Raw genomic sequence first — 23,874 nt, 5'->3', positions numbered from 1 at the left:
ATAATTCCAGACTCAAAAGCAATGAACAGCTGTAAGCCATCCTCTTTTTAGTACTGAGTTTTCGTTCTTTTGTGTTTCCACATGATATAGCGGTAGCGTATGGTGCAGCCAATACAAAATCCCATGAGTGCAGCACCAGCAGCAGCGGCAACCAAAATACTAAAAATGTAACCAGCAGCGGTCCAATTTAAATAGAAGAAAATAACGGCCAATCCTAAAGCAGCTGTGGCAATCCACTGGTTGAACAGCTGCTGACTCTTGTCCTCCTGAATATATTGATCCCTGTCTTTTTTCAAAAACCTGCTGCCGAATCGAATAAGCGGATTCTGCTTGGTCATTAAAGTCATCACACCGATGATAAACGGAAGCAGTAGAACGACATGGTGGAGGATCAGAGCAAGGACGACAGTAATAATTATAAAAACTTGGTTCAGCTGAACAAGCGGCTTGGGGATTCCCATATCAATCTCTCCTTTACTTAATTCATATTATACATATCTGTATTATATTTTGTCTGAAATAAAGATTATGTAAGAAATCTATCAGGTTGACTGTCCAAACACACTATGGCTTGTTCTGCTGACAAGGGTTCCGTTATCGGCTGAAATGTAAGCCGAATTCCCTGTCAGCCAGGCTAATAGCTTACCTGAAGTCCGCAAAACATTCCAAAAAGAGCTATTTTGAAAGAATAGCGGATCTCATGTCCGCCTGAAGCACGTCGCCAGCATCGGCATGCTTCCCACAGACACTGGAGGAGGCAGGCAGCTTAATTTGTATGGTAAGCTGGTATTAGAATCTATAATTAACCTTACACGGGGAGGAGTCTGCTAGAATGAAATTCGATTTACACACCCATCATTACCGGTGCGGCCACGCAGCTGATGATATCGAAGATTACATAAAAGCCGCCATCGCTGCAGATTTGCACGTTATTGGCATTTCAGATCATTCTCCGTATTTTGCCGAGGATGGCGATCATCCATTTCAAGGATTAACAATGGCAAAAAGCGAATTCAGTTCCTACATTGAAGAAATTGTCCATTTAAAAGAAAAATATAAGAACGATATTGAAGTGCTTGCCGGAGTGGAATCAGATTATTTTCCTGCATCTGCTGAGATATACAGGATGGAATATGCCAAATATCCGCTCGATTATATTACCGGTTCCGTTCATTTTGTTGACGGCATTAATATATTTGATAAAAGCCGGTGGGATGGTATGAAGGAAGAGGAAATTCTGCGGGTGAAAGAGGATTATTATAAGCTGATACAGCTCTCCGCCAAAAGTGGTATGTTTCATATCCTTGGCCATATTGACGCAATAAAAGGCTATTTTCCTGAAATTGCGAAAGTGCAGACAATAGAAATCGACAACACATTGCAGGTGATCGCTGACGAGGATATCGCGATCGAAATTAATACGTCCGGAAAAATGAAGGACTGCGGCGGCTGGTATCCCGCGGGTGACATTCTTGAAAGAGCCTGCTATTTTGGCGTACCGGTCAGCTTTGGCTCAGACAGTCATCATCCGGAGAGAGTCGGTGAAGACTGGGCAGAGGTGCAGGCACACTTAAAAGAAATCGGCTATACCGAATGGCGGTTTTATAGAAAACAAAAACCAGTTGTGATACCGCTCTAATAGCGTCAAAAAACCTGATGTGATTTTCACATCAGGTTATTTTTTTATAGCTGCTATTTTTATAGCTGCTGTTTTTCTTATAGCTTTGTGATTGAATGTTATCAGGATCAAGGCCATTTCCCAGGGAGCCGAAGGATTTATCAGCAAACGGCTCCACTAATTCGTTATTTTCAAAATAGACCCTCGGCGTTTTCCATAGTGCTTTTAACGCCTTTCCCATCGGCATTTCGTGATATTTCTCCGGCCACATATTTTTAATGTGCTCTTTCACAAGCGGATAATACTTGGAGCTCATGCCCGGGAACAAATGGTGCTCGGTATGGTAGGAAAAGTTAAAGTGAAGCACGTCGACCCAGCGCGGCACCGTTACTGTTAAACTGTTGGCGAGCGGATCATTTACCGGTACAAGCGGATTGAGACGGTGATTCGTCGAAATATATGCCATCACGATAAAGTTTGCTATAAATAATGGAAGCAGGAACGCGAATACCCATTTTTCAAAGCCCATTAAAAACATTAATCCGATCCATGAAGCCCAAGGAAGTATCGCCTGCAGACACACCTCCGGCAGCTTTTTCTTTTTGCAGTCCTTAATATAAATACCAAACATTTTCAAAGAATGAGCAGTAAATTGAATGCTTAATGATGCAAAGCTAAAAAAAGCCCTAATGGATTGTGGCAGACGATAGACGTTGCGTATGCCTTTCATCCGAGAAACCTTTTCGAGTGTCGGCCAGGCATCAGGGTCTTTTTCATCATGCTGTGTGTGTACGTGATGTGTTAAATTATGCCACTTCGTCCAAAGTGCCGGACCTGTACTGAGTGGCCAAAATGCAATCGCGCCAAGCAGGTTTTTCAGCCATTTTTTGCGGACTACAGTGCCGTGGAGAATTTCGTGTCCTAAAAAACCCATCGCTGCAAAACTTGCTCCTATGATTAATGATAAAAAAACACTCAGAATGGGGTGAAGATCAAACAGGCCAATGACAATAAAGCTTGCGACTACTACGGTTAAATAGGCCAGGCCGCCTAAAAGACGGGCAGGAACTGGATTGAATACTTCCTTTGGAAGCTTCTTTTTTATGCGGGAGGCGTACCAGCCAAAGCTGTGAAATTCACTCATTAATATGCATCCTTCTTCCACCTTTTGGTATATAGTAATAATATTCAGACGGATCGCAGCCTTCACAATCTTAACAACGAAGTAGCTGTCAGTCAATAAATATTATAACCAGGTCTTAATATTTGATGAAACCTTATGAAAAAATGTCACATTCCTCAATACATTGTGTAGCAATATGGAAATATCATGCAAAAGAGTAAAGGACAAAGCAGGCTCTGCTATGATCATAGTAAGCCAAAAATGTGACTTAGGGGGTCAAAATAATGACAGATGAAAGAGATCGGAGGATTGAAGAGCTCGAGCGAAGAGTCACTCAGTTGGAGAAGCAGATATCAGCTGGGGGTCAGGAAGAAAATAAGGCTGCCGAATCAGCACAGCGGGAAAATTCAGTAATAAAATCAGGAACAGCGACAGAAAGTAAACCAAAAGTATTGACGGGAGATAATTTCGGTACCGTATGGCTTCCGCGAATATTTTTATTTGTACTGCTGTTAGGTGTTGTGTGGGCGTTTGCAGCAGCGTATGAAAATGGATTACTCACTGAACCATTAATTCTCGGGATTGGGTATAGTGTTTCAGCCGGTCTGCTCCTGGCAGGTGTTCACCAGTACCGAAAAGGAGCGACGGCATTTGCGCAGGTATTGCTGGCTGCAGCGGTTGTGATTCCAACGCTGACGACTTATACAGGACACATTCTATATGAAATGATCCCAGCACCAGCTGCGTTTGTGCTCAATTTATGTACTGCTTTACTAGCTGTGAGCCTGACAATTCATTATCGTTCTCAAGCTTTAGCCGTACTCGCTGCAGCCGGCGGGTTTCTAAACCCCATCCTAATCGACAGTAATGAAGCGAATATCTTCTTCTATGCGGCGTACGAATGGGTCATGTATGTGTTGTTTTTTGCGGTAGCGGTTCGTTATAGGTTTTTGGTACTATTTTATCTCTCGATCGCCGCATTGTATGTCGTTTATTTTCCGGTTTCCTGGACAGACTCGAACGCTGAAACGTATTTCCTGTACGGAGGACTGCTGATTCAGCATGCTCTTCTTGCGGTCGTTATGTTCAAATGGAAGCACTACCCCGCTCATCAAACTGGGGTGTTATTTTCTCAATTTGTCCTTTTAACTGCCTGGGCAGCCATGCATTTCTCCGACCAGACATTTGCGTGGATAACAACTTTACTGCTTGCTGTTCACCTGCTTGGAGCCGGGGCTGCATACAGGAAAGGGCACAACACTTCGTTGACAGCAGTGCTGCTTGCAGCTGCTGTATTTTCGATCCTTGCGCTGGTGCTGAGGTATTTCGACGATGTATTTACGGGGACGCTGGCGGTGACGGGAGCAGTTTCCATATCGCTGGGCTTAAAGCTTGGCTCCCGTTTTCAAAGCGGGCTCGGTCTCAGTACTCTTATCCTAAGTGTGCTGCTGCTCACTTATCACGTACCGTTTGAACTTTACTCGACAGAACATGTTAACTGGGCGGCTGTATTGGTAAGTGTTGCTGCTCTTTACGCTGCAGGGCACATTTTCTCGTTAAATGAAAAATATTTACGTCAATTTTATGCATTTGAAATTGCATTGCTATTACTCTTACTAAGCTATGTCAGCTTCTTTGTGCACGCTGTGACAATACGCTCAGCCGAAGAAGTGTGGCTGTATTCTTTATCCTTTTCGTGGATAATGTTTGCCGCAATCTGTATCTTAGCAGGATTCTGGAAAAATAACAGTCTATTTCGTCTGTTTGGTCTAGGGCTTTTGTTCGGAACGCTCGCCAAGGTTTTTTTCATCGATATATCCGAAGTCACGCTGATAGTCCGGGCTCTGCTGTTTATTGTACTAGGTGGTATTGGAGTATTACTGTCGAGATTTTTTTACAGTAGTCGTACCACCGATGATTAAAATAAAAGGGAGACAGAAATGTGGGTAAGGAAATATTTCGCAGCAAAAGCTTGGTCGTTCGCAGCCTCACCATGCAGGAACGTCCAATTTTAGAAAAATGGCTTAATGACCCTTTCGTGCTTAAATATTATGAAGGGCGCGATCATCCTTTTTCGATGGACAAAATAATGAAGGAATTTTACCGAGATGAAGAGGGGATGTTCAGATGTATCGTTGAATATCATGATCATCCCATTGGCTACATTCAATATTATTTAGTAGATGAACCGACAAAAAAACTCTATCACATAACCGACAATTCGAAGGCCATATATGGAATGGATCAATTTATTGGAGAAGCTCATTATCAGAACAAAGGAATTGGGACAGCATTAGTACAAGCGATGTCGGCGTATTTAATAGAAGAAATGCAGGCAGAGCTGATCGTTATGGATCCTCAGCAATGGAATAAGAGAGCGCTGCGATGCTATGAAAAAAGTGGATTTGTCATCGTTAAGCCACTTCTAAAGCATGAGTGGCACGAAGGGGAGTATCGGGACTGCTGGCTGATGGAGTACAGAGGAAAAGGCAGCCTCTAAAATTTGAAAGAGGCTCTCGCCTGCACTTTCGAAAGGAATGTATTTTTAACAATTCACCAATTTTCGCAGGGGCTGTATCATAAGTGATACTCGCCCCTTTTGCATGGTAAAAAAAGCAGGGGACAAGTCCTTCGCTTTCCGTGGGCAGCGCTTCAGCTAACCGGGCGAAACCCGCGCCCGGCGGATCTTCAGCCGCTGCTCTTCCCACTGGAGTCTTCGGACTTGTCCCCTGCTTATCTTCTATTTAGGATACTACTTTTTCTATAAAAAGGAGCTTTTGCCACAGCCCCTTTCATTTATACTGGATCTTTTTTTCCCGAAAAGTGAACAAAGGAAAAGGTAATAATGAAAAATAAAACGAGTGCGTTGCCAAAGAGATAACGAAAGTCCTGTGCAGGGAGGCCGGCAAGAATTGTTCCTGTATTCAGAAGCACCGGCATTGCCACCAGCCAGGCTTTCCAGCCGTTATGAGCAGAGCTCGAAAAGGAAAACAAAAGAATCAGCAGCGTGAAGGCGGCGGGGCGCCAGAATATCTCGATAAATTCACCGCGTGAATAATCAAGCCATTCGGTCAATCTTTCATTCATCCCAGTTAGCAGTGGAGCAGGTTCTAATCCCTCCTCATTATCCGTAATACCAATACTATACTCACTGGTGTAACCATCCTCCGGCTCATTAATCTGCCAGGCCAGGGAGGTCTGCTTGGCGTACGCCTCCAGCGCAATGATTGGGTTATTTAATACAACTGATGCCCATGTTTTTAAAAATCCGCTAAAATCATTCAAAATAATGTCACTGTTGTATTCCTCGTGAAATTTAATATCATCTGTAATATAAGGATCATAATTTTCTTCCCAGAGCTCGAGTGGAAGAATCGACGATAAATATTCGCTCTGCTCAGCTGAGAGGTTACCATCCTCGGAAATCGTCCTTGCAATCTGCTGGATCGGCATGCTTAACGATTCGGTTGCATTCGCCGATTTTACATCCAGCGCCTGAAACAGGGGCACAGTAATAATGATATAGACTCCAATGACAGCAGCACCGGCGCCAAGCAGCTGGCGGAAATAGGGGCGGTAAGCAATTAATAAGAGTACGAGCATGATTAGGACAATCGGAAAGCCGTTATTTCGAAATAATGCAATCGCTAACGCCGTTACGAATAACAAAAGCATATGAGAATATTTTGTGATCCACGTTCCTCTGCTGAGAACAATATTTGCCATGATAATAGTAAAAAGAAGCAGCGCCGCGTTATATATAACATCCTTCCACAGCGTCACTGGGAAAATACCGTTCATCGGAGCGAGAGCGTAAAGCCCGACCAATGTCCAAAGAATCCAGCGTTTGATGCCGGCTTTACCTAAAGTGTGAACCCCGTACCCAATGATAGAAGCAAGCAGCAGTATTTGAAAAAGTCCCATGACAGCCGGAGAAGCCCAGATACTGTGAAGCGCAATCATCAGCCATGTGTACACGACTGGATGCCAGTTGGAAAACTCCTGCGAAGTAATTTGATTCCAATGATTAAAAGAATCTGGACTCATATTGCCGGGAAAGAAGCTTGCCCAGTAAACGAGCCATACGAGACAACAAGGAACAGCGTACAGAAATATTTTCAGTTTAGGGCTATTTAGCGGTAAGACTTCTTTTTTATAGTGAATGACTGAATAAATAAGTGTGGCGGAAAAGACAAACAGAACCGCAAATACAGATAGAAATATTGGGACAGCCAAGTACCATGGCCTGGTTAAAATATGATCTGGCTCTCCCATCAGGCTTATTAAGAAAAGTAATGAAAAAAAGAAGCTGGCTGAGAGATAAAGCGGTTTTTTTAGAAACTCGGTCAGTTTGTTAAAAGCATCTATCATGAAAAACAAATAAAAAAAGGCAGTACTGCCCATGGTGTAAACGAATATTTTCATGAAAGAGGCATCACCGGGGGACTGCATCCAGGTGATGAGCGCTGCGCTGCTGAAAAGACCCAGCGCTGCACTTGTGAGTAGCAGCAGTAATTTATATTTCATGCATTATTTCCCTTTCATTTTTCCATCATCCTTAAGCGTATCTTAAGTCAGAAATGGGTAGATATTTGAGCACAGAAGTATTATAGCAGACAAAGTATAAATGATGTAACATTTAATAGAATCCGCGGAAGGATCAGCGGCATAAATATGGTCTTATGTGTGTTATTATCGCATTACGTTTCGTGTTTCCCGACTAGACAGTAAACATTTTTATGGTAGAATGATTAATGAAAAAAAGATAGTGTGATAAAATAAGATAATGATTCATTTTTTCAAAATGCTTTCTTCCGTAAGGAAGGGTTTTATACATATACTTTTTTAGCCGGATGGCTTATTTTATTTTGGTTCGGTAAATGTCTACTTATAATGGAAGAAAAAGTCTGGCTGCTAATGGATATCGGCGGGAGTATGGTTTTCTTTAATTGTATTTTCAACGGCGGAGAGATCACGCATTACCAGCAGGGATATAACGAGTGAATCCAAATTCATTCTGGTCTACGGACAGCTTTCACGTGAGGACAATTATTAATTTGAAGGAACAGGTTCATTAAAGAGAAAAACAAGGAGAATACTACCGATGAACTTAAAGCAACTATTAATTAGAATAGTAGGCCCCAGATTACTGCCGCTTACGAGAGCAGTGTTAAAGCGGCACTATAATCAGAATAAGCAATTAACCAGCCTGGAGAACGATCAAAAAGTGCTGGTTTTAGTTCCTCACGTGGACGATGAAACGATTGGGGCCGGCGGGACGATAAAAAATCATGTAAATCAGGGATCGGAAGTCCGCTGTGCGCTCATTACTGACGGCTCCAACAGCCGCAGTGAGCTGGATAAATCTGAATTAACACAGATCCGCAAAAAAGAAATGGCAAAAGTAAAAGATATTCTTGGGATTTCACACGTTCACTATTTTGATTTTCCGGACAGCAAAGTGGAGAGCACCCCGGACTCACAGGAGAAGCTGTTACAGATTATTAACGAGTTTGATCCTGATTTGATTTACACTACGACCATTGTCGATGCTCATCATGACCATATTGTTACAGCCGAGCTCCTAGCTGATACACTAAAGCAGACAGAAAAAGACTATGCGGTGCGGATGTATGAGATAAACTGCCCGATTCCGCCTGGAGAAATTAACTGTGTGGTGGACATTTCCGAGAGCATGGAGGTCAAGCAGAAAGCAATCAACATCTTTGCCTCGCAGACAATCGACTTCAGTGGATTTTTAGAGCTGAACCGACTAAAAAGATATTTAATTAAAGATAATCTTCCTGAATACGCAGAAGTATTTATTGAAAGTAATAAAGTAGAGTTCATTCATAAGATTGAAGCTATAAAAAATCAGAATTATAACTTCTCGAAAATTTTCAAACAGGCGAATCGAACGGACACTCTTCTGTGGGCCTTATTTAAAAATTATCATTTGAAAAAAGATATATACCGGAATGCCTCTGCACATGCTGCCGGACACATCGAAAAAAACCATTAATCAAACTAGGGAGGCACACTCCATGCTTTTAGATTTATCTAACAATAGAAATTTGCATCGCATGCTGGAGACATCGTTTCTGCTTTTTATACTAATCCAGCCGCTTATCGATGTGTTGGCCTATTTTAATATTCCAATATCCTCGCTTTTACGTGTAGCAGCCATTCTGGCTGGTTTTGTTTATTTAATGGGGCTGAGTAAAGGACGGTGGAAGAAATTTTCTGTTACATACCTCGCTGTCCTGTTTATCTATCTGGGACTTCACTTTGGCAACAATTTAATTTTTAAAGATCCCATGTCGATTCCTGCAGAATTAAATTACATATTTAAGACAGCTTACTTCCTAGTGATGCTGCTCGTATACATAACTGTTATTTATAACATCAGCTTTAAGGAAAACTGGCTGTCGAAGGTTCAGCAGTACATATTTATCAACATGGCGTTTATCAGCTTGATCATGTTTATCGCTCAGCTTACAGGAACGGGAAAAGACAGCTACGATATGCTTGCGAGGCAGGGCCACTCCGGCTGGTTTTTTTCTGGGAATGAATTAAGTGCCATTCTGGCTATGGGCTTTTGTGCGGCGTTTCTATATTACCTGCAGCGCAGAACAACAGCGGTTAAAATGATTCTGCTTCCGTTCATTATATTAATGGGATGGTCGATGCTCACAATTGGAACGAAAGCCGCTTTCGGCGGGCTGATATTTGTGCTTGGGCTGGCACTTTTTTATACAATATTTGAAGCCGTTAAGCATAAACGGTTTACGAATGTGGTCATCGTAGTATCAATGATTGTCATTACGGCCGTCACTGTGCCTGTTTCAGCAGTCGGTAACAATTTGGATTTAGCAGTCGGTCCAATTTTTGAGAATTTGGGCAGCGGAGACGAGGAAGAAGGCGGCGGAGAAGAGGAAGCACCGCCGGAGAGCGAGGGAGATGTTCCGGAGGAGGATGTCCCGGAGGAAGAGCAGAGCTACAGCCCTCTGCAGATGCTCGTATTGAACGGCAGGGATGAGTTCTTTGGAAATCTTGTGTACTACTATGAGAACGCTCCGCTATCCCAGCAGCTCCTTGGGATGGGGAGAGGAGGAAATTACGAAACCTCCTCTAAATTTGTAGAAATGGACTTTTTCGACTGGTTCTTTAACTTCGGGGTCATTGGATTTGTCATCTTAATGCTTCCGCTTGCGACAATCGGCTCCATTATCGTCAAGCACATCATAAAGGCACGATTCGGCCAGGTCGACTTTCCTCTGTTGTTTATTGGGCTTGGTGCCTGCATTGGACTTGGCGCGGGGTTTGTCGCGGGGCATGTCCTTTCCTCTCCAGCGCCGGCAATCTATTTAGCCATATTTATCGGCTACCTTTATACGCTTGCTGCGAAGAAAAATCGAGGAAACAACGTATGATTAGAGAGTATCAGCCGGGAGATGAACAGCAGATTCAGGCTTTGTTTACGAAGGTATTTCAGAAGGAGCGCACCCGCTCGGTCTGGGATTGGAAATTTAAGGGACGGATGCATGAAGCCCGTCCATGGGCGTTCGTATTTGAAGAAAACAACACTATTATCGGCCATATTTCGCTGTGGGTAAGTGCGGCCTATATCGAAGGAGTCGAAAAAAAAATCGGCTTGAGAATTGATACGATGGTCGACCCGGACGCACGCGGGCGTGGAATATATAAGAGGCTGAATGAAAAGATGATCGCGAAAGCAACAGAAGAAGGAATATTTCTTTTATATGGATTTCCAGCGGAAAAAGCGAAAGATTTACTAATTTCATACACTGGTGCAGTTCACATCGGGAATATTTCCAGATACACCCTTATTACGAATCCTGCAGCTTTGGCGGGAGCATTTTTAAAAGCGGCAAAGCCATTTATTCCGGCCGGTGAATTGTTTAAGAAAGTAAAATATGCACGAGTGACGAAAACACTTTCTCCTGGATGGACAGTGGAGGAGGCTGACAATATCGACAGCTCATTTGATAAACTTGCTGAGGATCTAAAAAGTCTCCGTCCTGTGATGCTGAAAAGAGACGCTGACTTCTTAAAATGGCGCTATTTCAGCCATCCTGAAAATAGCTATAAGCTACTGGCATTATGGAACAATAGGGAATTGAAAGGCTTCGTTGTGGTAAAAAAAGAGACAAAAACAACATCGAAAGGCAGCGTTTATATTGGAAGCATCGTCGACTGGCTTGCTTATCCGGAGGACCATATATGGGACTATTTAGTAACGGCTGCACTAGAGCAATTAAAGAATACTGCCTATATTCAAACATGGGTCCTGCCTGAAACAGAGGCAGCCCGCTCCTTAAAGCGGGGAGCTTTCAAAGAAAAGGATCAACCAATGCCGATCGTAGCTCACTTTTTACAAGAAACCAGCAGCTTTATGGAAAAAGACAGCTGGTGGATCACTCAGGGGGATGTGGATTCCTTTTAACCTGTGGAAAAAATGACTTCCTCGTTTTCATGTATGATGGGAACGGGGTTTTAATTATCAAGCAGAGATTGATCTTTTTCAAAAGTTTCTTGAAAACATTCCAATGCTTCTTTATAGTGATAATCAGTAAATCGCAATAACTGAAAATATAATACAGAAGCATAATAAATGGAACGGCCTGCGGGTCAAATACAGCTAGCAAGTGAGGATAAAAATGAACACTTCAGGTTTAAAAGAGCTTATCAGTGTTATTATTCCGACAAGAAATCGAGAGAAACTGCTGAGTCAGGCGGTTAACAGCGTACTCCAGCAAACTCATGAGCATCTTGAATTAATCATTGTGGACGAAGCGTCGGACGACGGAACAGAAGAATATATTAAAAGCATTGACGATCAAAGAATTCACTACATCCGTCATGATCAGCCTAAAGGCGGCAATATTGCAAGAAACAATGGCTTTAAGCAGGCAGCCGGCGATTATATTGCCTTTTTAGATGATGATGATATTTGGTCCCGAAAAAAATTAGAAAAGCAGTATGCTGCAATGAAAAAGCATCCAGATGCAGGGATGGTCAGCTGCAACAACCTTGTCTTTAATGAAAAAGGCAGCATTTTACGGCAGAGCAGCCGCGGCAGTAACAAATATTATTCTCAGAAAGAGGCACTTCAAAAAATTCTGATCGATAATTTTATCGGAGGTGCTTCATTTCCGTTAATCCGCAGAGAATGTCTAGAAAAAGTTAACGGTTTTCGGGAGCATTTAAAGAGCGCTCAGGAAACGGATCTGTATGTCCGCATCATTCACGCGGGCTATGGCGTATTTATTTGTGAGGACCCGTTAATTTTATACCGGGTCCACTCCAACAACCGGATTACTGACAGCTTTGAACCAAAGCTTCAAGGTCTTGAGGAGCTGTACCGTTACAAGAAGGATAATATTCTTCTGCAGCTGAACGATGAAACAGCGATCCATGTGACGGAAGAGCACATTATGAAGCTGAGCGAGGTTTATATTCGAAACAAAAATTATAAAAAGTTCCTTGAGGTAAAGAAAAATATTGAAAAGAACGATTTAGACAAGAACGCACTGCTGCGGGCAAAAATTCAGGGAAAAGTCTTGAAAAACCGTCTGTCGCATACACCGCCGGGCAGAGGAATAAAAACACTGGTACAGAGTGCAAAATCGAGAAAATTAAACAGCTATTGGCAGCAATACATTAAGACAGAATTTCCACATAAGTGAATGAATTTCATAAGTCAATTTCTATCGGTAATTGAATTTTTCAGCAGCATGCGCTCGTGTCCCGCTGCTACGGACCGTACCTGCTGGTGTCGAGGGAGTGCTGGTTTTCGTCGACATGGAGTCCCCGCCTTCCGCTGCAGGTCTTTTCACGAGCGGACGATAGTGAAAAATTGGATGCGGACAGGAGTTCCGTTATTCTATCAAATTTCCCTCTTATTGAATGGCCGGCGGATAGGAGGTACGCTAACTGCTTAATTGACAGGTAATTTGGCTTTTGTTTCAGGCGTCAACGGAACCCATGTCCGGCACCGCCGGAGAACCGGTAGTTGCCGTCCAAACAACACTCATATACTGATTCAAATAATTACTCGAATAAACAGTGCAGCGCACAGAAACATCCTCATCTTTATCCATGGTGGGGATTCTTTGACGCTTATTCTAAAATACCACGGCATCTGAAAAGGAAAGGCGCTGCCTGCGCTGATCTAAGGGGAATTCAGTGATGATAAACAAACTAAAAAGTGCTTTTAAAAATCTAAAGAAACGACCATTTGTGCGTAATGTCATCATCATGGCCTCAGGCACCGCGGCAGCTCAGGCGATCGGGATGGCCCTGTCACCGGTGATCACCCGCCTGTATGGACCAGAAGCGTTCGGAATGATGGGCGTTTTCACAGCGGCTGTGATGATTATTTCACCGGTGGCCGCCTTAACATATCCTATTGCGATTGTGCTTCCGAGGAAAAACAGCGATGCCACCGGATTAATCCGACTGTCTTTATATATCGCAGCCGCTATTTCCGTGATGGTGGGGCTCATATTGTTATTTTTCAACGAGTCGATTGCCCGGCTTTTTCGTATTGAAGACATCGCTGTGTATTTGTATTTAATTCCGTTGGTAATTTTGTTTGCAGGATTTTTACAGGTAGCTGAACAGTGGCTTATCAGAACGCAGCAATTCAGCATAACTGCCAGAGTTAAAGTGATGCATGCAATTATACTACAGGGAAGTAAGGTAGGAATGGGCTTCTTTCATCCGGTGGCTGCCGTCCTGATAGTGTTAACGGTTCTCGGGCAGGCATTAAATGCGTTTATGCTGATATTATCGGCAAAACGAGCCGGTGTACGAAAACCGGTGAAGAAAGAGGAAGAAGCTGCATCCTTAAAGGAATTGGCGGACAGACATAGAGACTTTCCAAAGTATAGAGCGCCGGAGGCATTAATCAGTGCAGTCTCTCAGAATCTGCCGGTTTTGATGTTAAGTACATTTTTCGGACCTGCGGCAGCAGGCTTTTATTCGATCGGCCGAACAGTGCTGAACATGCCGACTCAGCTGATAGGAAAGTCTGTTGGGGACGTATTTTATCCGCGAATTTCGGAAGCGGCCAACAAAGGGGAAAATCTTACATATTTGATTAAGAAGGCGACAAATGGACTCGCAGTAGTAGCTGCAGTCCCATTCGGTCTTGTCTTTTTATTCGGGCCCTGGTTGTTCAGCTTTGTATTTGGTGCTGATTGGCAGGACGCAGGGGAATATGCGCGCTGGATGGCATTATGGTCGTTTTTTGGATTCATGAACAGGCCGAGTGTCCGTGCCCTTCCAGTATTGTCAGCCCAGGCGTTTCACTTGAAGTACACTATTGTCATGCTGGTAATTCGGCTTGGCGCGCTTGCTGTTGGTTATTATGTGTTCTCGAGTGATCTCGCAGCAATAGCTCTATTTGGAATTTCAGGCTCCCTGCTCAATGCAGGACTGATTTTATGTACATTAAATATCAGCAAAAAATTCGATGCGGAGCGGGAAGGACGTAAATAATTTCGATTTCCCGTGCAAGTCTAAATAATGGTGGTATAACAAATGAGCGATTTTATTTATAAGAAGAAGCCTGCTGAGCCAGGGTCTTTTATTAAGGAAATACAAACCATATACCAGGAGGATAAGCCTGAGGTCCGCGAATTTCATGGTGAATGGGGTACTTTGGCGGTAAGTGAAAATCTTTATCACGGCTTTCAGCCTCACGAATCAGAACAGTATATCACTGTAGTGTTAGGCGGCCCAGTTCTTTGTTTTCAAGAAAACGACTTTCTTCAAGATGGAGATCAGACGGCTGGAACAACGGCAGTACATGAGCGATGGCTTCATGGCCGAATGAAATGGGACGAGGATGTAAGCGGTCCGTTTGTAGTCTTTATTCTAAATAAACAGACGTCTGAACTAACTTGTGTCACTGACCTAATGGCTTTTATCCCGGTATATGCCTGCGGTGAGAAAGAAGATCTGCTGCTGGCAACTCATGTGGATATGCTGGCCGGAGCCGCCGGTGAACAGAACAATGTTGATGTTGCCTCTCAGGCTGACTTTATTCTGCACGGGATCGTGACCTATCCTTATACGGCATATACGAATCTGCGCCAGCTGGCCCCTGCGTCAGTACATACTTCTAAAGAAAAGGGAGCTCCGCTGCAGACAGAAGAATACTGGCTTCCAAAAGAAATTATCACCGACCATACATTAGAGCAGACAGCAGCAGAGAGCAGACACAGTCTCCAGAACTACGTGGATACAACGGTTCAAGGGCTCGACCCGGTGGCTCAGTTTATCAGCGGGGGAGAGGATTCACGCGTTCTATCAGCACTTTTGCCGGGAAAAATTCGCAGGGATGCGTATATCTTCCTTGATGGAATGAACCGTGAAGGAGAAATCGCTAAAAAAGCGGCTGTCGCTTACGGAGCGGAGTTTCATGTGGAAACTCGGAATAAAACGCATTACTTGAATATACTTCCGAGTGCAGCGGACCTTGTAGGAAGCGGCTCGCAATTTCACCACGTGCATACGTTCGGATTTCACAAAAAGTGTAACTTGAACCGCTACGCTGCGGTGTATGGAGGTCTATTTTCAGATGCCCTGCTGAAGGGGGCACGCATCAAGAAAATCAGGGGCTCCACCCGATTTCCCTTTGTACCTCAAATAAAGCGGCGTTCGTACTCAGCAGGAGCTCCTGTCTCCAACAAAGCATTTACAAAAGAGATACTATCTGAAATCACGAAACGACGTCAGGCTCATCTGGAGTATGTAAAAAGCCTACGCCCGGAATCATCGGAGGAATGGTTTGAGCTGTGGCCGAGCTCAATGAACATGAACATTCCTAATCTGCATGGCAACCGCAGGCTTTTCCGAAGCTATGAACCATTTATGGCAAAGGACATAGTGAAATTAAGTGCATCCATTCCGCAAAAATGGAAAATGAACCGCCGGTTGTTTCAAAAAGCTGCGAAGCCGCTGCTGCAACCGACCAAATGGCTTTTTCACGGTGAAGGAAAGCTCCCCTATTATCCATGGTTTATCAATGTTATTATTCAGTTCGTAATTTGGGCAGCTCGTGAAATAAAACGAAAAACTGGTAAAACAAAAGCTCATCAGGAATCATGGGCGGACTGGCTGTCGATTATGGGCACTGAGGAATGGCAGCGCTCCATCGATCAGTATGCCGATGGCATTAATATAATAGCGGCGGGACTAAAGAAAAAAGATGTGCATGCGTTATTTAGCAGCGGCACACTCACGAAAAGCCACCGTATTAATTTAATGCAGGTAATTTATCACGGACATAAAAAGAATAATCGTTGAGACACCTGTATACTGGAGACAGCTTAGGCAGGGCTGACGATTGCGAAAAAGAGTGTGTGCGGACAGTAGATCCGTTATTCGCTCAAAAAGGGAACTTTTTGAAGGGCTGGCGGACATGAGATACGCTATTTGCCTGAATAGCGAGGGATTTGGCCAACTATACGGCAGATAACAGAACCCATGTCCGCCAAAACAATAAAAATCGGTTGTTTGGAGCAAATAGCGGAACCAGGGTCTGGATAACCGCAGCCTTACTACAAAAATCAAATTTCCACAAATCTCCGTCTGAGGATTGTATGGATTTGGGAAAAAAAGTACAAGATATGGCTGAGGAGGTGAAGCCCCTTGGCTCAGGATGTGCTTTGTGAAGTAAACAACTGTAAGTACTGGGATAATGGCAATAAATGTACAGCAGAAAGCATTTACGTTATCAGCCATAACGGCAGAGAAGCATCAGATATGGGAGAAACTGATTGTAAAACATTTGAAAAAGAGCATTAAAAAAACCAGAGACTGGGACTAATCAAAAATAGTCTCATGAAAGACGAATATTAAATTCTTTGAATGAGAAAACAGGTTTAATGCGTAGTCAAAGTGCGAAGACTTCCGAGGGAACAGCATGAGTCTCGGAGACTCCACAGGCAGCGTTCTTCCTGTCAGAAAGGCTCGGTCCGTACCTTCGGAAAGCGAAGTGTTTTGACGGAACTAATTACAAAAACTTATAGGTCACAAACAATCCAGACTGATTCAGTAGAATCGTCTGGGTTTTGCAATAAATAATATACTTTTGTCCCAGTCTCTTCCTGTATTTAATCTGATTAGAACTAGTGAACTTTCACTAATTCAAATGCAGTCAGCGGCGCTTCTTTGTTGGCATTGCCTGCCAATATACATTAGTTTCCCTGAAAGTCCTATACAGGAAGAATGATAGTAAAGGTCGTCCCTTTTCCTTTGACACTTTCCACGTCTACCCTTCCTCCAGTTTTATTAACAGTGCTGTAAACCATAATCATCCCCATGCCGGTGCCTTCCTCTTTTGTTGAATAATACGGTCTGCCGAGCCGGGACAGTTCTTCTTTTGTCATTCCAATCCCAGTATCCTTTATCTTGATAATTATCGATTGCTTTTGATTATAAATGGTGACTGTGAGAACACCACCGTTTTCCTGCATTGCTTCAATGGCATTTTTATATAAGTTCAACAGACATTGCTGGACCTGGTTTTTGTCGCACATTCGTTTTAAGGTGTTTGTAAAGGTCTGGTACACTTCGACTTTATGAAGATGGGCATACGGCATCATTATATTTTTTACGTATTCGGTTTCTTCCTTCAGGTCGGTATAGACCATATTCTCTGATTGGGGCTTCGCAAGAGCCAGATAATCATTCACGATATTTTCTGCCCGTTTTAATTCCTGAAGTGAAAAATCGATGTAGCTTCTTTCTTCCCAGGAAAGGGTTTTTGATTCATTCAGCAACTGCAGAAAGCCTTTTGTCACAGTGAGAGGATTTCTAATTTCATGGGACACACTTGCGGACAGCTCACTGATGACGTTCAACCGTTCCGAATGTAAAAAATATTCCCTTGTCTTGATATTCAATAAAATCCGTTCAATAAGGATCATGATAATAATGGTAGCTGCCACCTGAATAGACAAGGCATTAATGGTAATAATCCAAAACTCCGTATTTAATTCAGGAAAGAAAAAGCTCAGGGTAAATAAATAAAAAACCATCGTTGAAAAGGTCGCAAATGAAGCAGCAAATATTCTATTTCTTGACTCAAGCTTTACAAATTTTTCATGAAACAAAGGCACGATGAAAAAGATAATCGTGGAAAAAGCGAGAGACAAAAATGCTCCATCGCCTCCAATGAGGAAACGATAGGCGTTGAGCATGATAAATAACGGAAGTGCTGTTTTGTAGCCTCCGAACAAAGCTGCAAGGACAAATGGTACATATCGCAGGTCAAATATGAAGCCAATATCCAATTGAATCGGAAAGCTCATGCAAAGAAGCATCGTTATCGATGAAAGAAATATCACTAGAAACTTATTGTTGTGGATTTGAACTTTGTGTTCAAAAAAAAGTAAAAACATTAACACAGGGAATAGCAGGATTAAAAAGTTAATTAATAAGGTCTCAATCAAAATCAGAACGTCCTCTCATCGATGTATCGTCTCATTATAGTATATGGCTTAATAATATATTTTTAAATCCTACCTTGTTCAATAAATGTTCTAAAAACATGCACCTTTTTTCTTATGGTGTACGTCTTTTGATACGCCGTAATATATGACTGAGAAAGGCAAGCATTGGGAGCTCCAGCATTGCGCCGATGATTAATGCTAGGGCTGTATAAGGCTGGTCCGGAAAAGCTGTAACAGCTATAGCAAGAGCAATGGGAGAATTGCGAGCAATCACTGTAAAGCTTAAACTGATTTTTTCCGGAGGAGCAAACCCTAATAAACGTCCTGTAAGCTGACTGACTGCTATATTTATCACAAAGAAGCATAACAGCGGCAGCACCAAAAGTATAATTACTTCTAAATTTTTAATTAAAACACTGCCATTAGCTGTAAACATTGCCGCGACAGCCATGCAAAGTAAGAAAAGGGGAAGGCCTTCCGTTTTTTTAATTACAGATTTCCTTTTGTCATTTTTTAGTACTGCCTGCGTCACAACAGCCAGGATAAGAGGTACAGCCAGCACTAATAGAATGCTCTCAAATAAGAAGGCTGGTTCAACAAAAGCAGCTTTCCCGCTGAATAGCAGTAGATACACCGGCAGCAAAAGAAGCTGGAGCAGTAAATTCAGCGGCAGTACACTTGCGGAAAGAGCTGTATTTCCTTTGGAGAGGCGGGTGAAAATTAAGTACCAATCCGTGCACGGCGTTACCAGCAGCATGATAAAGCCTAGCCAGAGCCCGGGTTGGCCGGATAGAAATATCATTGCGAGAACCCATGCGAGAAGAGGTGTCCAAACAAAGTTGAGCAGAAGGCTTGCTCCTGCAAATGACTTGTGTTGAAGACCAGCTTTTACTTTTTTGACAGGAAGCTGCAAAAAAGTAAAATAAAGCATTCCCATAAGGAATGGGGTCAGCAGAAAGCCGGAGCTGTTATGTAAGAACTCCACAAGACTGAGGCTCAGGCCGATAGCAGCTGCAGTAAAAATAAATAGTGGGTACAGTTTGTCTGTAAGAGTCATTGAATTATAAGGATCCTTTGAGATGTGTTTTTTTCAAGCAATATCTGAGCGGGGCAAACGAATCAAGAAACCATCCTTTTTCTGCCATTTTACTGAGTTTAATCTTATCATCTTGCTCACTAAAGGCAAGTCCACCGAAAAATATATCTTTTTTCTTAATTTTCATTTTTTTCCTTCCCTTCTGCCATTTGAATAACCTCATGTCCGTGATTAACCATTGCCTGTCTTCTTTCCAAATCAGCTGTTACAGCTTTTCTTCCGGAGTCGGTAACGACATACAGCTTCCGCCGGTCCTGTTCATCATATAGCTGAATCAGGTCATGCTTGAGAAACTTCTTAATGAGCGTATACATTGTGGCCGGGCCGATTGTAAATTCGTCATCGGTCAATTCCACGATATATTGCATGATGGCATAGCCATGTCTTGGTTCGAGCAGAGATAACAGGATGTAATAGGCAGAGTCCGTTAATGTATCAGTAGAAAACGTATCTTTTTTACCCACTAATTCTATCTCCTTTATATCAATTATAGATATATCTACTATGGATATAGTATGATGAATTACTATCTTAGTCAATAATTTTTCTCTTCATGGAAATTGTTAGGAATAGTGATAAAATGATAAGAAAGAAATATTCTGAAAATAGGAACGGGAGAGGAAGATTATGAAGCAGAACATTTATGATGAAGATACTTTTTATCAAGAATATAAAACAATGCGCGAAAGCGGAACTTCCTACAATGATTTCATTGAACAGCCGGCATTACGTGCAGCACTTGGAGATCCGGGGGGGAAAGATATCCTCGATCTCGGCTGCGGTGCCGGAGCGTTTGCGTATTATTGTGCAGCCAATAAAGCGAAAAGTGTACGAGGAATTGATATATCTTCAAATATGATTAACCAGGCGAGAATGACAAACCATCATGAGAACATCATCTACGAACAGTCATCAATGGAAGATTGTCAATTACCAGCCGCGGGCTTTGATATGGCAGTCAGTTCTCTGGCCATGCACTACATAAAGAATTACAGCTCCATTGTGGAAAAGACCCATACTGCACTCAGGCACGGCGGAATATTTATTTTTACGATGGAGCATCCTTATGCCACGGCCCGGAGAGGCATGGGAAAATGGATTAAAGATAAGAAGGGGAATAAACTTTACTGGGCACTTGATAATTATCAGGAGGAAGGAAAAAGGGAGCAGCACTGGGTGATTGATGGCGTCATAAAATACCACCGTACGATCAGCAGTCTGATGAACACGCTGATTGCTTCAGGCTTTTTAATTGAAGAAGTTCAGGAGCCAAAACCGACAGCAGAGGGGTTAGAAAAACAGCCTAAACTTTGCAGTGAACTGCGAAAGCCTTCGTTTCTTTTAATTAAATCCAGGAAAAAAGGAGAGTCGTAATTGAAGCAGCGTACTGCACCACCTCTACAGACAGCTCGTTTGTTCATAGATAAATTTTTTCCGGAATGTGATGCGGCACTTTTGGCTGGAAGCGTAGTGCGCGGGGAGACGACAAAAACGTCTGATTTGGATATTGTCATTTTTGATGAAACACTGAAGAGCTCGTATCGTGAATCCTTTTTTGAATTTGGATGGCCGATTGAATTGTTTGCTCATTCGTTCACCACCTATCAAGCCTTTATTGAAAAGGATTGTGGAGAGGGAGTTCCAATGAAGGCAAGAATGCTTGCCGAGGGTATCATTTTAAAAGGAGAGAAGAAGGCTGCGCCGGTGAAAGAAAAAGCACAAAAACGGCTCGTGGAAGGACCTGCAGAATGGTCAGACGAAACCATTCGTATAAAGCGTTATTTTATCACGGATGCACTGGATGATTTTCTGGGAGCTGAAAAACGGGACGAGGAGCTGTGCATAGCCAATACGCTGTTCGAGCTGCTTCATGAATTTGTCCTCCGTACAAACCGGAGGTGGGCTGGCAAATCCAAGGGGATCATTAGAGCATTAGAAGCATATGATCCAGATTTCACTGACTTTTTCGTGCAATCGTTCGAAGCCTTTTACCGTCACGGAAAAAAGCAGATGGTGGTATCACTTGTCGAGCAAATGCTTTCACCATATGGAGGGAAACTTTTTGCCGGCTTTTCTTCCGGAAAGGATGAAGAAAATGAGCCAATTAGATAAGGCGTTAGATCTTCTAAAGGAAGGAAAATACGAGGAGTCCAATAAACTTATGGTGGCACTGGCCGAACAATCACCTGATAATGCTTATCTCCACTATCAATGTGCCTGCAGCTTTGACAGGATAGGCTTAGAAGCTGAGGCGGTGCCTCACTATGAACGAGCGATTCTTCTCGGGCTTACTGAAAAGGATCTTTCAGAGGCATATGTCGGTCTGGGGAGCACCTATCGAACCCTCGGAGAATATGACAAAGCGTATGAAGTATTGCAGACGGGTTTACGTCAATTTCCAGATCGCCATGCCATCCGCGTGTTTTATTCGATGACCCTGTATAATTTGCAGAACCACCAGGAGGCAATGAAAGAACTTCTAAACTGTCTGCTTGATACAACCACTGATCATCAGTTATTAAATTATAAAAGGGCAATCAGATTTTACTCCGATAAGCTGGATCAGCAATGGAAGGGGAGTGAATAGAAGTGAACATAACCCGCCAGCAGGAGGAGAAATACCTGCCCGTTCCTGAGGATAAGCAGCGAATTAAGGTGCTTCTTTCAAAGCTTCATCGTTCGGTAACTGCGGCCAGAGAAAATGAAAATGCTTATTATGATGAAATGAAAGACAGGAAAGCAGTTGAGTGTTATTACCGCGGCATTGATATGAATCATGACAGCATGGAAGAGCTGCAGCAATCGCTGAGTCAACTGCTGCAGGAGACACACACGAGACAGGTGCGCTATAATCCGGCAGAATATGTTTATCCGTGGGTGGATCTGCGGCCGGACGGCACTTTAACAAACGTGTATTCGGGAGAGAAACGCAACGCGGAAGAAGTCATAAAAGAAGATGCAGACATCGCTGCAAGACGTAGAACAGCAATGGAAAACGAATCCGATGACGAGCAGGCCCCAGCCATTGCCGCTGAGTTGAAATTTAACTGTGAACATGCTGTCCCGCAATCGTGGTTTGGTGAAAAGGAGCCTATGAGGGGCGACATTCATCACTTATTCACATGCGAGCCTGTCTGCAATTCCATCCGAAGCAATTACCCTTACTATGATTTTGAGGACTACACTCCCGGAAGTATCGATCCAAATCGAGTTGAAAAAGCATGCGGAAAAGCTGAGAAGGAGCTGTTTGAGCCGGAGCACGGAAAAGGACCTGCTGCAAGAGCCATGCTATATTTTTTACTAAGGTATCCGGAAGAGATAGACGCCTCTTATTCAGAAGCCATAGATGTGGAACTGTTACAAAAATGGCATAAAGAATTTCCCCCGGACCTTTACGAAAAACACCGTAACCAGGCAATTTTTGAAATTCAGGGCAATCGCAATCCTTTTATTGATTTTCCAGACAAACATTTAATGACAAAAGTATAGATGAGGTGACTTGGATGGAGCAATGGATTGAAGAACTTTTTACAGATGAATTATTAATAGAAGCAGCCGGCAGATATGGAGCAGCAGTTTCGAAGTCTGAAAAACTTGGGGATTTTGAGAATTACGTATTTGAAGTGCACATAAATGACACTCCCTATATTTTAAGACTGACCCACTCCTCGCATCGTAGCAAAGCAGCAATCGAAGCAGAGATCGATTGGGTTAACTTTCTTCACTCCCATGATATCAACGTCTCCCTTGTTCATCCTTCTCGGAATGGGGAGCTTGTCGAGGTAATCCCTGCAGGTGATACGTCATTCTTCGTCTGTTTGTTTGAAAAAGCGCCCGGCCAAAGGGTGAAGATTTCTGATGAGCTTTTTGGACCGGAACTGTTTGAAAAATGGGGTAAAATAACAGCAAGTATGCACTCTGTATCAATGGACTATCAGCCGGGGGCATCCAGGAGGGAAGACTGGCTGGCAGAGGATCTGCATAATCTGCCATATTACTTAGATCAACAGAAAGACAAAGAAATTATTTCCGGAGGTAAACAAATTGTAAACAGTATCAATGCCATGCCAAAAACAAAGGAAACCTTCGGCCTGATTCACGCCGACATCCACCCCGGGAACTTTTTCTATCATGACGGAGAGATTCATGTTTTTGACTTTGATGACAGTGTGTATTTCTATTACGTAAGCGATATTGCGATTCCAATATATTATTCTGTCTGGATAAAGCACTCAGGCAGCAGCCTGGAGGAGCGGTCCCGCTTCGGAGAAGAACTGCTCTACCATTTTCTAAAAGGTTACAAAACAATACTTCCGCTCGATCCTGATTTCATCAAAAAAATCCCGCTTTTCTTAAGGCTTAGAGATTATGATCTCTACGCTGTTTTCCACAAAAAATGGGATGTGGCGACGTTAGGGGAAAAAGAACAACAGCTGCTCGCGCGGATCCGTAATCGTCTTGTTACAGGTGAATTGGTGGCAGAGATTAACTACGACCGCCTGCTTTCTAATCTAAGCAGGTAGCTGCTGTTGTATTAACAAATGAGTGC

Annotated in this window: 22 protein-coding genes; 15 read left to right on the top strand and 7 right to left on the bottom strand. The window is 43.0% G+C overall.

Annotation, left to right across the window (positions count from 1 at the left end):
• Positions 1–47: 47 nt before the first annotated feature.
• The gene (locus ACE4RR_RS12300) at positions 48–461 is read right to left on the bottom strand and encodes a DUF4395 domain-containing protein (protein ID WP_375535715.1); all 414 of its coding nucleotides are present in this window, start codon (positions 459–461) and stop codon (positions 48–50) included.
• Positions 462–832: 371 nt separating this feature from the next.
• Here ACE4RR_RS12300 and ACE4RR_RS12295 point away from each other — a divergent pair, with 371 nt between their 5' ends.
• Entirely contained in the window at positions 833–1,639 is an 807-nt protein-coding gene (locus tag ACE4RR_RS12295) for a histidinol-phosphatase (RefSeq protein ID WP_375535714.1), read from the top strand.
• A 31-nt stretch (positions 1,640–1,670) separates the two neighbouring features.
• Here ACE4RR_RS12295 and desB read toward each other — a convergent pair whose 3' ends face one another.
• On the bottom strand, positions 1,671–2,762 hold the full coding sequence (gene desB / locus ACE4RR_RS12290; RefSeq protein WP_375535713.1) for a Delta(10) desaturase DesB: 1,092 nt from the start codon (positions 2,760–2,762) through the stop codon (positions 1,671–1,673).
• Between the two features lie 263 nt (positions 2,763–3,025).
• On the opposite strand from desB, the gene ACE4RR_RS12285 reads away from it, so the two are divergent.
• Entirely contained in the window at positions 3,026–4,663 is a 1,638-nt protein-coding gene (locus ACE4RR_RS12285; RefSeq protein WP_375535712.1) for a DUF2339 domain-containing protein, read from the top strand.
• A gap of 20 nt (positions 4,664–4,683) precedes the next feature.
• A complete protein-coding gene (locus ACE4RR_RS12280) occupies positions 4,684–5,241 on the top strand; it encodes a GNAT family N-acetyltransferase (protein WP_375535711.1) in 558 nt (185 codons plus the stop codon).
• A 296-nt stretch (positions 5,242–5,537) separates the two neighbouring features.
• Here the strand turns inward: ACE4RR_RS12280 and ACE4RR_RS12275 are convergent, their stop codons facing one another.
• Entirely contained in the window at positions 5,538–7,268 is a 1,731-nt protein-coding gene (locus ACE4RR_RS12275) for a DUF6020 family protein (protein ID WP_375535710.1), read from the bottom strand.
• A 577-nt stretch (positions 7,269–7,845) separates the two neighbouring features.
• Between ACE4RR_RS12275 and ACE4RR_RS12270 the strand changes: the two genes are divergently transcribed.
• The 7 genes from ACE4RR_RS12270 (at position 7,846) to ACE4RR_RS12240 (ending at position 16,580) form a co-directional block, all read left to right on the top strand.
• Positions 7,846–8,763 (top strand): PIG-L deacetylase family protein, encoded by a 918-nt coding sequence (locus ACE4RR_RS12270; RefSeq protein WP_375535709.1) that lies wholly within the window; start codon positions 7,846–7,848, stop codon positions 8,761–8,763.
• A 22-nt stretch (positions 8,764–8,785) separates the two neighbouring features.
• Positions 8,786–10,174: an O-antigen ligase family protein gene (locus ACE4RR_RS12265; protein WP_375535708.1), complete on the top strand. Its 1,389-nt coding sequence runs from the start codon at positions 8,786–8,788 to the stop codon at positions 10,172–10,174.
• Positions 10,171–11,208 carry a GNAT family N-acetyltransferase gene (locus tag ACE4RR_RS12260; RefSeq protein WP_375535707.1) on the top strand — a complete coding sequence of 346 codons (1,038 nt, stop codon included), beginning with the start codon at positions 10,171–10,173 and terminating at the stop codon, positions 11,206–11,208. Before ACE4RR_RS12265 ends, ACE4RR_RS12260 begins: the two co-directional genes overlap by 4 nt.
• Positions 11,209–11,422: 214 nt before the next feature.
• Positions 11,423–12,451, top strand: a complete 1,029-nt coding sequence (locus ACE4RR_RS12255) for a glycosyltransferase family 2 protein (protein ID WP_375535706.1) — start codon at positions 11,423–11,425, stop codon at positions 12,449–12,451.
• 502 nt (positions 12,452–12,953) lie between these two features.
• On the top strand, positions 12,954–14,267 hold the full coding sequence (locus tag ACE4RR_RS12250; protein WP_375535705.1) for a lipopolysaccharide biosynthesis protein: 1,314 nt from the start codon (positions 12,954–12,956) through the stop codon (positions 14,265–14,267).
• 42 nt (positions 14,268–14,309) lie between these two features.
• On the top strand, positions 14,310–16,079 hold the full coding sequence (locus ACE4RR_RS12245) for an asparagine synthetase B family protein (protein ID WP_375535704.1): 1,770 nt from the start codon (positions 14,310–14,312) through the stop codon (positions 16,077–16,079).
• A gap of 345 nt (positions 16,080–16,424) precedes the next feature.
• Entirely contained in the window at positions 16,425–16,580 is a 156-nt protein-coding gene (locus ACE4RR_RS12240) for a DUF1540 domain-containing protein (RefSeq protein ID WP_375535703.1), read from the top strand.
• 410 nt (positions 16,581–16,990) lie between these two features.
• Here the strand turns inward: ACE4RR_RS12240 and ACE4RR_RS12235 are convergent, their stop codons facing one another.
• The 4 genes from ACE4RR_RS12235 to ACE4RR_RS12220 form a co-directional block, all read right to left on the bottom strand.
• Positions 16,991–18,178, bottom strand: coding sequence for an ATP-binding protein (locus ACE4RR_RS12235; RefSeq protein WP_375535751.1), 1,188 nt, complete (start codon positions 18,176–18,178; stop codon positions 16,991–16,993).
• A 163-nt stretch (positions 18,179–18,341) separates the two neighbouring features.
• Positions 18,342–19,286: an arsenic resistance protein gene (locus ACE4RR_RS12230; protein WP_375535702.1), complete on the bottom strand. Its 945-nt coding sequence runs from the start codon at positions 19,284–19,286 to the stop codon at positions 18,342–18,344.
• A gap of 4 nt (positions 19,287–19,290) precedes the next feature.
• Positions 19,291–19,452, bottom strand: a complete 162-nt coding sequence (locus tag ACE4RR_RS12225; RefSeq protein WP_375535701.1) for a hypothetical protein — start codon at positions 19,450–19,452, stop codon at positions 19,291–19,293.
• Entirely contained in the window at positions 19,442–19,789 is a 348-nt protein-coding gene (locus ACE4RR_RS12220; RefSeq protein WP_375535700.1) for a PadR family transcriptional regulator, read from the bottom strand. Before ACE4RR_RS12220 ends, ACE4RR_RS12225 begins: the two co-directional genes overlap by 11 nt.
• Before the next feature lie 163 nt (positions 19,790–19,952).
• Here ACE4RR_RS12220 and ACE4RR_RS12215 point away from each other — a divergent pair, with 163 nt between their 5' ends.
• Genes ACE4RR_RS12215 through ACE4RR_RS12195 form a run of 5 tightly spaced genes read left to right on the top strand, consistent with a single transcriptional unit; the run spans position 19,953 to position 23,848 of the window.
• Positions 19,953–20,699 carry a class I SAM-dependent methyltransferase gene (locus tag ACE4RR_RS12215; protein WP_375535699.1) on the top strand — a complete coding sequence of 249 codons (747 nt, stop codon included), beginning with the start codon at positions 19,953–19,955 and terminating at the stop codon, positions 20,697–20,699.
• Positions 20,700–21,437 carry a nucleotidyltransferase domain-containing protein gene (locus ACE4RR_RS12210; protein ID WP_375535698.1) on the top strand — a complete coding sequence of 246 codons (738 nt, stop codon included), beginning with the start codon at positions 20,700–20,702 and terminating at the stop codon, positions 21,435–21,437.
• Positions 21,421–21,912, top strand: a complete 492-nt coding sequence (locus ACE4RR_RS12205; protein WP_375535697.1) for a tetratricopeptide repeat protein — start codon at positions 21,421–21,423, stop codon at positions 21,910–21,912. Before ACE4RR_RS12210 ends, ACE4RR_RS12205 begins: the two co-directional genes overlap by 17 nt.
• 2 nt (positions 21,913–21,914) lie before the next feature.
• Entirely contained in the window at positions 21,915–22,814 is a 900-nt protein-coding gene (locus ACE4RR_RS12200) for an endonuclease I family protein (RefSeq protein WP_375535696.1), read from the top strand.
• Positions 22,815–22,828: 14 nt separating this feature from the next.
• The gene (locus ACE4RR_RS12195; protein WP_375535695.1) at positions 22,829–23,848 is read left to right on the top strand and encodes a phosphotransferase enzyme family protein; all 1,020 of its coding nucleotides are present in this window, start codon (positions 22,829–22,831) and stop codon (positions 23,846–23,848) included.
• Positions 23,849–23,874: the final 26 nt, after the last annotated feature.

It is taken from the genome of Alteribacillus sp. HJP-4, assembly GCF_042139015.1.
Classification (GTDB): Bacteria; Bacillota; Bacilli; order Bacillales; family Marinococcaceae; genus JBHIKY01.
Note: the sequence above shows the minus strand (reverse complement) of the source record. Positions and strands in the feature narration are given on the sequence as shown.